Source organism: Methanobrevibacter sp. (assembly GCF_045603845.1).
Classification (GTDB): domain Archaea; phylum Methanobacteriota; class Methanobacteria; order Methanobacteriales; family Methanobacteriaceae; genus Methanocatella.
The window spans coordinates 19701-30000 of record NZ_JAZUMY010000100.1 but is presented as its reverse complement, the minus strand read 5'-3'; the positions used below and the strand labels follow the sequence as shown (position 1 = coordinate 30000).

The following is a 10300-nucleotide window of genomic DNA, read 5'->3' as shown; positions in this document are numbered from 1 at the left end:
GATTTATTGCAGTCAATATGTATGTACCCTGGTTTAAATTAATGTTTAATTTAGCAGTACCGTTTTCATTGGTCTTACGGGTGTACATTACACCATTGATGTTAAAGGTCACTTCTGTACCGTTAGCTAACGGGTTGCCTTTGCCATCAGTGAAGGTAGCATAGTATTGAGTTGCGTTTCTGAAGACTTTGGTAACGTCTTCTGCAGAAATTGTGCTTAAAACAGTAATGTCAACTGTTTTATTGGCAGCATCCTGCACATCAGATCCATTATAGAAAATGTTAGCGGTGTAATTGCCGACATTTAAGTTGATAGCCATACTTGTAGTACCGTTTTCATTGGTGGTTCTTGTGTAATTACCGCCGTTCAAGTTAATAATAATCTTTTCATTAGCTAAAGGATTTCCTAAAGCATCAGTTAAAGTTATCTGAACTCTGCTTCCGTTTTTATAATACAATACCAAATCATCAGCAACAATAACTGTAGTAGTATTAGTTAAAATAACAATGTTTGCAGTGGTATTTGCAGCATCCTGAGTTTCACTGCCAGCATAGGTAATGACTGCAGTGTAGTTTCCTGATGCCAAATCCAAATCAACAAAAGCAATACCTTCATCATTAGTAGTTGCGTTAATTATCTCATCACCAATAGTTACAATTACAGTTTCATTTGCCAATGCATCACCATATGCATCAGTTAATGTAATGTTCAATTGGGTACCGTCAGCATAATACATTTCAACATCTTCAGCTTTAATATTGGTTTTAGTGTCCCTTGTAATGTTGAATGGAACTGTCTGGTTAACAACGCCATTGTATGAAACCAATGCCTCATATTCACCCACATCCATTGGAGGAACGATAACTTGAGCTACACCGTCTTCAACAGGAGCAGTGTAAGTATCATTGCCGACAGTTACATCAACAGTACCGTTAGCAGGATAGTTAAACTCAACATTGAAAGTAACGTTTTCTTTGGAATTGTTGTTTTCAACACTAACGTTCATTTCAGTTTCAGACAAAGTGAATGTAGTAGCATTAACGGATGACAGATAGGTATCATCACCAGTGTAGTTAGCAAACACTTCATAAACTCTAGGAGTCTGATTCATAACAATGGATAATGCTCCTTCACAATTTATAAGATTTATTGTGTCAAGATAATTGCCGTTTAAATAAACATCAACACTTCCATTAATTATATTCGCATCTGATGTGGTTAAAACAACATTTATAGTTAAATTTTCACCAACATATACATTATCATAATCAAGAGTTAAATTTAACTGAGTTTCAAGTTTATAGAATGTAACATTTAATTCAACTGTCAAATTATTTGTCAGTTTTAAAATTACAGAATGATTACCTAGAGTATCACATGTATAATTAAATGTTAAAACATCACCATTAGCTAAATTTCCATCAGTTGGTGTTATAATACCATCAATTACAGAAATTGTGAAATTTTCATCAAAAATATACATTTTTGAAGTATCGTAATCAGTATAATTTTCACCGTCAAACTGTTTATAAGACAATGTTAAAGTCTTATTAAAACCGGTTTCGTTATCACTAATTAATCCTGGGACAATCCATGTATCACAATACACGATAGCTGAAGGATAATCTTCAATATAATTTGGAGTCATGCTGTTCCAATAATTATTGTTTAAATAAACTATAGTTGCAGCAGGTTGAGACCCTTCACCCTGTACAATGTATAATGTTGAATTATAAAATGAACTTTCAGAAATATTACCTTGGGCAATTTTAATTCCATAAGGATTATTGAGGAATAATGTATTAGTAATATTTATAACCGGTTTGAATATCGTATTATTTGGTTTAATATCTGCTCCATTAAATATCATTTCTTTAGTCATGTTAATGAATGAGGAATTGATAATATTCCACCAAACATTTTGATAACGCATATCTGGAGTTATTATTCCTCCACTATTAATTATTGATGTATTAATTAATTCTATGGAAGGACGTGGACTTTCCTGTCCCATATAACCAGCAATGAAATCATAATCATTGTTTTCCAATGTTGAATTTACAATTGATATAAAGCCACCATAACGATTATTGTTTATATGAACTGCTGAACTGTTTATGGAATTAATTATCTTGGAATTTAAAAGAATGGCCTTTGCTCCTTTAAGATATAAATTACTGGATATTGAAGAATTATCAGATGTACTTCCCTCAAATATTAAATTTTCCATAACTATTTCTGGAATATAAGGAATACTAGCTACACTGATTAAATTTGTACTGTCAATATGAATTATATCAGATACTTTTTCAAGTGTTGTATTTTTAAAAATAGAATTTGTTATATTAACATAATTTACATAATTTGAATAAAATGCACTTGAATTAATAAATTGTGAATTGTTTATTAAAACTGTACTATTTTGAAGGTCACTTCTTCCTGTATTGTATATGGATAATGCATATCCGGAAATATTTTCAAATAAACAATTTTCTACAGACAAATATTTTCCTGCAACATAAACTAAGGATTGACTATTTTTTGCAACACCATTGATTACAGTTAAATTTTCTAATTTAAAGTTTACATTCTTAGCATAAGGTTGAACATCAAATAAATATGAATTTGATTCCGCATCAATAACGGAAGTTTTTTTATCCATACCCAAAATTGTTAAATTCATATAAGGTTCTAATTTAAGTAATACATTTCCTGTACCTTTTAAAGTTCCTATGGTTTTAATAAATAAATTATATGTATTTTGTTGCATTCCATAATCATAAGCTTTTTTAATTGTTGCGAATGGATTATCGAATGAACCATTTCCATCAATATCAGATCCATTTTCAGATACATATAATTCAACATCTGAAGCATTTGCTAAAACAATATTCAAAATACCGTTTGTAACATTTGAGAAATCATTTAAATAACCTGAAATTTCATGAATACCTCCGGATGAAGTCACTGTAAGTAATGCAATATTTTTATCTAATCTTGCATCTCCAATATATTCATCATCTAAGTAAAAATGAACTGAATAACCACTAACAACCAAGTCTTCAGATTCAAAAATTGCTTTTAATTCAGCCACATATGTTGATGAGTTAATATCCACAAATGTTAAGTTATTAATTAAATTACAATTCAAATCACTGGAACCTGAAATATCACTTATATTACCATTTATAGTGTTATCCATAAAAGTACAGTTTTCCAATATCAATTCACCATATGTATGTGATATTGCAGCGGCTGTTGTAGTACCTTTATTAAGTTTAAAAGTATCATTTATCAATGTGCCTCCACCTTTTATAGCAGCACCGTTAGTCGCTGAATTGTTAATAAATACATCATTTTCACTAATCAAATTTGCAGTCTGTGTCTGAAGAATAATAGCTCTCCAGGTATTATTTTCAAATAGGTTATTTTGAGAGATTAATGTATTGCCTGATTCAACTCTTATTAATCCTTGTTGTTCACGAATAGTAAAAGTATTATAATAATCGTTATTAATAAATCTTGAATTGGATAATTTTGAACGGATAGTGATAACACCAACACCTTTATTATTTTCAAATGTTACATTATCCATAGATTTAACTGCCATATTAACACGATTTGCAAATGCCATATTCCTAGGATTTGCATTTAATTTATTATTTATAAATTTAACATTCTTTAAATTACAGTTGGTTCCTGAAATTAATGATATTACATTATTGTTATCAAAGATACAATCATTGAAATTTATCATCTCTGAACCGATAATTGCACCATTTACAGCAGTACTATATAATCCGGTAATTGTAACATTATAAAAGTTTACAGCAATATTACCAAATGTAAATCCTCTTGAGCTGCCTAATCCATCAATAATTGTTTTATTATTAATACCATAAATATTAACTAATCCAGAAGTTTTTAAATTTGAAATATCAACATTTGTATTTCCAGTACCGGAAAATGTTCCTTCCAGTAAATAAATATTAACATTATCTCCTTCATTAAAACCTTCAGATATGGCTTTCTTAATAGTTTTAAAAGGATTATCTTTACTTCCATTATTATTTACATCATCTCCTTCTGGAGATACATAATAATATGTGAAATTGCGTGAAACATTCACATTAGCTATTCCGTCTGTTATAAATAAATCTTTAGAATTAATTGTCAATGTATGTTGTCCATTTTCTAAAATTTTTGTAACTGTGCATTGTATTAATCCATTGACAGAATAAACATTTCCAATTTCATCATCGTCAATGTTTATTGCATATCTTCCTCCATGGATAGGAGTACCTTGATCATCAGTAATGGTTGCATTAACAGTGAATGTATTGGATGTAATATTCATATCTTGAAACTTAATATATCCATATTTATTATTTGAAGTTCCAATTGTAATCTCATTTCCAACACCACTATCAGATGAACAATTAATAAAAGTATTATTTTTTAAAAATACAGTACTCATTATATGAATTGCCCCACCACCACTTGAAGCGGTGTTATTAATAAATTTTACAGATTCTATATTCACATTTCCTTGAGAAAATACAGCTCCACCACCAGTAGCCCTACCATTGGTTATAGTTAAATTTGCTAAACTAATAGAACTTGAAGAACCAATATTTAAAAATTGTGTTCCATTCAAATCAATGATAGTTTTATCACTTCCGGCACCTACAATAGTAATAGTTCCAGAAGCAATATTTCCTTTGTTTACGGTTATCGCACTATTTCCAGTTCCACTGAAAGTCCCTTCACTTAAGTGGATTGTTGAGGAATCACCAGAAACTTCAAGTGCTTTAGCTATTGTAGCATAAGGACTGTCTGAAGTTCCAGCCTGAGAGTCATTTCCCCCCCCCTCAATAGGACTTACATAAATATCACTAGCATCATCACTTGCAATTACTGCATCATCAATATCAGCTGCAGAAACCGCACCTAATGAAACTAGAACAAAAATTAGTAAAAAAGTCAAAATTATTTTGTTTTTCATAATTTTACCTTGATTTATTTTTTATTATATTTTCTATTAAATATAATAAACATATATTTAATTAAAAAAGTATTTAATACTTATCAATTATTTTTTAATTTATTAAATAAGTTAATGATAATAAAAAGATTTTTCAATATCCAAAACAAATATCTAATCATGGTATTCTGTTCAAAATGCGGAAAGGAAAACTCCTCATCAAACATCTACTGCAGCCAATGTGATTTCATATTAATGAAGGACGAATATTTCAATCTGGGCAGACTCAACTCATTCAATGAAATAATTAACGATGAAAACCTTAAAATCCTTGAGGAAAATCCGCTTACGGAAATGGAATATGCAATTATACTTAAAAACATCACCAGAATGGCCCATGACTATCTGGACGACCTCTCCCAGGAATTCAAGACCCGATCCACATTAGGAAAAATCAAACTTTTGGCACTTTCCTATGCGGATGTCAGCTACAAGTCAAGGGGTGCCGAGTTTGGAAGCTACTCATATAACCATATCGAGATTGATGACAGATTAAACGACTGCGATATAATATCCACGCTGATTCATGAGCTTACCCATCATCTTTTCAATGAGATTTTCGAGCAGATGCTCATGTATATCTGGGAGGTTGAAAAAAGCGACGCTCTTGAGGCTTACGTTTCATTCACTTTGGGAATCAATCCTGTTCTGGTGCTGGCCAATGAGTACTGCGCCCATACGGTTGAGGGAAGATTCATCCCATACGGTTATCAGAACTACGGATCGTTCAACAATCTACTTGTGGAAAGTTTCGATCTGGAAAAGGACTCTGAAATCATTTATTTTGCTTTGAAATTAGGCAATTCAATTGCCGATGACATCATCCATATTCTTGAAGGCTTTGTGACGGCCCAAATCAGGCATGACATCAAGGACGTCTTTAAAAACGATTACGCTAAGGCTCCGGACTATGATGCGATTCTTCTTGAAAGCAGTGAAACATTCACAACTGATGAAAAGCTCAGCCATATGCATGTAATCTTAATGTCCGGCATCACCATAGCCGGCGAGGATGTAAAAAGCGAAGAAATCTTTAAGGTATTTGAAAACGGATATGTCACAAACAACAGATAACTTATTTTAACTTGAATCCGCACTTATGACAATATGTGTCATTTTTCAGATATTTTGCACTGCATTCGGGACATGAAAGCATGTTATGGCTCTGGTTAATCAGAAATTTCATGGTGCGCTCTTCAGATGTGGCTGAAACGCTTCTGGTTTCACCGGATGCCTGCTCGCACCTTATTGATGAGAACTGCTTAATTAGAAAAATCAGTCTCGGCTCTATTTCATCAACCTGAAGTTTGGAATTTTTGATTTCTTGTCTTACAGTGTCTTGGATGAAATATCCCATGTTTCTTGAAACGCCGTAGCTTTCTAAAGTTTTCAGATACCTGTCGGTTAGAAGAAAGCCTCCGGTCAATTCCTTCAGTTTCTTTTCTTCAGGAGTTTTGGAAAATAGACCCATTGTATTAACACCCATGATATATCTGTATCTTATTGTTTTTATAATGTAGTGATTATTTTCTAACATAAGAAACATAAAAATTTATGTTCCTTATGTTTTTTATGTTTTAAAAAAACATGATAGATAAATGTTTGTTTTTTACTAATGATAACAATTCATGTTCATAATCTTATATAAACAGAACTATAATATACAAAATCAATATTAGTGTTGTTTACTAACTTACTGATTCATACCCTATAAATAACTCTATTTCATAACTTGAATGTTTTCACTCAAGGCAATTTTTATGTCCTAAGGAAATTTCAATCAAACAATAAATAATTACAACTTGAATCAATATTACTCGATGAAATTCTATCTAATTTAAATAAAATAAAATTTAATATTATTTTTGTAGGTTTTGACCACTTAAAAATACATATATAAATAATAATGTGATTAGAATGAAAAAAGATTATGAGTTTTTGGTAAAGCTTATAATTGACATAATTAAGATAATTATCATAATTTTCAAATAATTATCTTTTTAAGGTAATCAGTTGTTGAATGCAAAGGAAAGAGTTAGTATTTTTCTCTGTGGGGTCCTCCCTACATTAATAATTAAAATAGATAATATTAAATATTATTAATACCTTATAATAAAATAAGTTCTATCACAGAATTATTTATATAATAATTAGTTAGAATCTCTCTGATTCTAACTTATTATGATTTAATCTTTTTTTAGCATAGAAAATTATTCTTCATCATGGACAATATGGCACGTGCTTGTCTTTTTCCAGTAGCAGTTGTTGCATGTCCTGCATAATGATTCAACTTCACTGCCGTTTTTCCACTCGCTTAAAAACGTCGGATTATATACAAACGGACGTTGCATGGATACAAAATCAATATTGGTGCTGTTTATAACTTCATTAATTGAATCCATATCTGACAGTCCACCACCTAAGATTACAGGAATGTTCACGCTTCGAGCAATCTCATCAGTTATATCAAATAATAGATTTTTGTTTTCAGAATCCTTTGTGAAGTACTGCGGGGATGACGGCTTTGTAATCTGAATGCTGTCGGCACCTACCTTTTCAAGAAGCTCAGCAATCTTTAAAGTTTCCTCGCCGTTTGCGTTTATCCGGCAGCTGATATGCAAATCACCGTTATCTTTAAGCACCTTAATTAATTCAAGAATCATTTTTGCCCTTTTGAAAGTGTCTCCGCCATAGTCATCCTTTCTTCTGTTTTCACTTGGATCAATTACTTTAGCGAAAAAGTAGCTGTTTCCCATATTGATCTGGATTCCGTCAAAACCTGCAAGCGATGCCTTTTTGGCCGCAACGATATAGTCTGACTGGATTTGTCTTATGTCTTCGATTGTCAGGTCATTCACGCTGATGTTCTGGCGTCCGTTGACGTTGCAGTTGACAAAACCGAGCTGGGCAAGAATAGGGACATCATACTGGTGCACAATGCCTGTGAGGTATCTGAATTCCTTAATGAATGCTGTGCTGTTAATGGAATGCGAATAGTCGCTGAAGCGGTCATGTGGATAGATTGAAATCAGTTCCGTTGTAATCAGTCCCACATGGTTTTGGGCAAGCCTTTCATACCTTAAAAATATTTCCGGTGAGAGGTTTCCCATTTCCTTTTGTGATTCCCAAAGGCCTGTTCTTACAATGCGGCTTTTAAGCTTCAAGTCGCCGAATTCACACTCATCAAATATGTCTTTCATAATAATCTCCTTAATGATAATTTGATTTTTAATCTATTAATATGATGCTGTAACTTACAGGTTACAACCTTACCCATTTTCAACAAAAAGTGAACTTACAGGTTACAACCTTACAAGCTAATATTTAATCATAAGAGTCATTATCATAACCCCTGCAGTAATTCCCATGGCCAGCGCCAAAGCTATGAGGCTTCCTTTCTCACGGTCAAATCCTTCATGGACGTTTCCGATAATGAAAGGTATGAATATCAGCAAAGGCGCGAAATAACGTCCGTAAACACCTGCAGTTAAGTTCGGCGCACCTACAGGAGACCATGTCAGATACTGGGCAAACATCACGCCTGCATATATGATAAATGCAACTGCAAATGCCCTGATTCTGCTGCTTACGCTGATTTTTTCATCCAAAGGATACAGGAGAGAAAATCCTAAAATGAATATTGTATAGATGGATGCGAAAAGCTGTGAGAACTGGACACGTCCGGCGTCCGGGAAGAAGAAATATCTGTCGACTACAACAGGCAATTCCGTCACTAATCTGGACAGTTTTTCAATTAATATGAAGGGATCTGAGAGCAGATAGCTGATTTGGGCTGATGCATTGACATTGTTTTCAATCATGTGCTGGCCTCTCCATGAGTTTAAAAGCTGTGATGTTGCATATCCACTCCAAACCAGCCCTAAACCAAGTACCAGTAAAATTGCCAGCTTTGATATGATATCCTGTCTTCTGTCAGTGAAATTCTCACGGGGAATCAGAAATACAAGAAGGCTCAGCGCAAGATATGGCAATTTGAGAAATCCTGCAAGGACAATGCTTGCGAAAAATACTGCAAGATCCGTCCATCGGATATCCGTGTTTTCCATGAAATAAAGGAAATATGAAAATGCAAGAAGAGCCAGCGCCGTGAAAAGACCGTCACAGTTTGTTGAGGCTGCAAGAAGAATCACTGTAGGTGATATTGACACGATAAGCAAAGGCAGCTTGAATTTAGGTGCCTTTCTGATTGCAAATGAAACGATTCCCGCATACAATATTATGTTGGCAAGCCTTCCAAGCCACAGCATCCATATCGCATTTAGGTCAAACAGTTTTGCCAGAAATATGCCTATTCCAGGCGCCAGATAAGCGTAGAACGGATTCTGGGAAAACGCTGAGTTGAAATAGTTCGGCGAATAATCAATCTTGGCATCATCCACGTCCGTGTCGAATACCGTCATTCCCGTTGCATTTGCAAAGACAATTGTAGTGGTCACTGTCTGGTATCCGTAGGATGTTGTATTTGGCATTGGAACATAGTCAGTTGAAATCTGGCCCGTAGAAACAATATCAGAACGTATGAAATGCTCGATTTCATCTGAAGCGTCAGTAAGCGGAGTTAAAAAAAGCATAGTTATTCCGAAAAGCAGTATTATGACAAAGGCCACCTTATGCAAATCCAAATTTTTGAAGTTATAAAGGATGAGTGACAATGCTCCCATAATTATCAGAAACGCTATTGTGGCTATCTTAAAGCTAATGTGGGAATAGTCAGCGAAATTCATAAAGAACATGCTGAATGCAAGTACAATAAGCACATAAAGACCAATGTATTTTCCCATATCTTTCAGTTCAAACATAATTCACCAATTTTAATGTAAAACAGTCAGATTATATTCATAAAGGCATCCTCTGTATTCGCCATACCCCTCGAACAGGATATCGCCGTAATAATTCTTGCCTGCACTTTCGGGCATATATTTCATGTTTTCAATCTTAAAGATGCCCTCGCTGTCTGTTGTGACATTGACCATGACTCCCTCATTGTCTCCTGCCTGATGATAGTAAACTGTCTGATTTGCGACTCCCCTTCCATAGGAATCCATCAGAAAACCGACTGCAGTTCCGTTTTCGGGAATTTCAGTTTCATTAAACACTATGACAGTAGTTATATTATGGTTCAGCTGAAAAAAGAATATTCCAAAACAGACAATTGCAAGAATCGCCAAAATGATTAAAACTTTATTATTCATATTTAATTATTTATCAAATCATATATTTAAATAAAATTGATGG

At 33.3% G+C, this 10300-nt stretch carries 6 protein-coding genes; 1 reads left to right on the top strand and 5 read right to left on the bottom strand.

Going from position 1 to position 10300, the window contains the following annotated elements:
- Positions 1 to 5005: adhesin (locus ACKI2W_RS09780; protein ID WP_407381633.1), on the bottom strand; the 5005-nt coding region annotated here is incomplete at its 3' end.
- 159 nt (positions 5006 to 5164) lie between these two features.
- Here ACKI2W_RS09780 and ACKI2W_RS09775 point away from each other — a divergent pair.
- Positions 5165 to 6118, top strand: coding sequence for a zinc ribbon domain-containing protein (locus ACKI2W_RS09775; RefSeq protein ID WP_407381631.1), 954 nt, complete (start codon positions 5165 to 5167; stop codon positions 6116 to 6118).
- A 1-nt stretch (position 6119) separates the two neighbouring features.
- On the opposite strand, the gene ACKI2W_RS09770 is transcribed toward ACKI2W_RS09775, so the two are convergent.
- The 4 genes from ACKI2W_RS09770 to ACKI2W_RS09755 all read right to left on the bottom strand — a co-directional run bounded on the left by ACKI2W_RS09770 (position 6120) and on the right by ACKI2W_RS09755 (position 10257).
- Positions 6120 to 6515 carry a hypothetical protein gene (locus ACKI2W_RS09770; RefSeq protein WP_407381629.1) on the bottom strand — a complete coding sequence of 132 codons (396 nt, stop codon included), beginning with the start codon at positions 6513 to 6515 and terminating at the stop codon, positions 6120 to 6122.
- A gap of 739 nt (positions 6516 to 7254) precedes the next feature.
- Complete coding sequence (locus ACKI2W_RS09765) at positions 7255 to 8244, bottom strand: tRNA-dihydrouridine synthase (RefSeq protein ID WP_407381627.1); 990 nt, start codon at positions 8242 to 8244, stop codon at positions 7255 to 7257.
- A 117-nt stretch (positions 8245 to 8361) separates the two neighbouring features.
- Positions 8362 to 9864 carry a DUF2142 domain-containing protein gene (locus ACKI2W_RS09760; protein WP_407381625.1) on the bottom strand — a complete coding sequence of 501 codons (1503 nt, stop codon included), beginning with the start codon at positions 9862 to 9864 and terminating at the stop codon, positions 8362 to 8364.
- A gap of 12 nt (positions 9865 to 9876) precedes the next feature.
- Complete coding sequence (locus ACKI2W_RS09755; protein WP_407381623.1) at positions 9877 to 10257, bottom strand: hypothetical protein; 381 nt, start codon at positions 10255 to 10257, stop codon at positions 9877 to 9879.
- Between the last annotated feature and the right edge of the window lie 43 nt (positions 10258 to 10300).

What these genes read in the sequence shown, in the direction of transcription:
- ACKI2W_RS09770 (WP_407381629.1), bottom strand. Translation starts at nt 6,515, where the DNA reads ATGGGTCTATTTTCCAAAACTCCTGAAGAAAAGAAACTGAAGGAATTG.
- ACKI2W_RS09755 (WP_407381623.1), bottom strand. Translation starts at nt 10,257, where the DNA reads ATGAATAATAAAGTTTTAATCATTTTGGCGATTCTTGCAATTGTCTGT.
- ACKI2W_RS09775 (WP_407381631.1), top strand. Translation starts at nt 5,165, where the DNA reads ATGGTATTCTGTTCAAAATGCGGAAAGGAAAACTCCTCATCAAACATC.
- ACKI2W_RS09760 (WP_407381625.1), bottom strand. Translation starts at nt 9,864, where the DNA reads ATGTTTGAACTGAAAGATATGGGAAAATACATTGGTCTTTATGTGCTT.
- ACKI2W_RS09765 (WP_407381627.1), bottom strand. Translation starts at nt 8,244, where the DNA reads ATGAAAGACATATTTGATGAGTGTGAATTCGGCGACTTGAAGCTTAAA.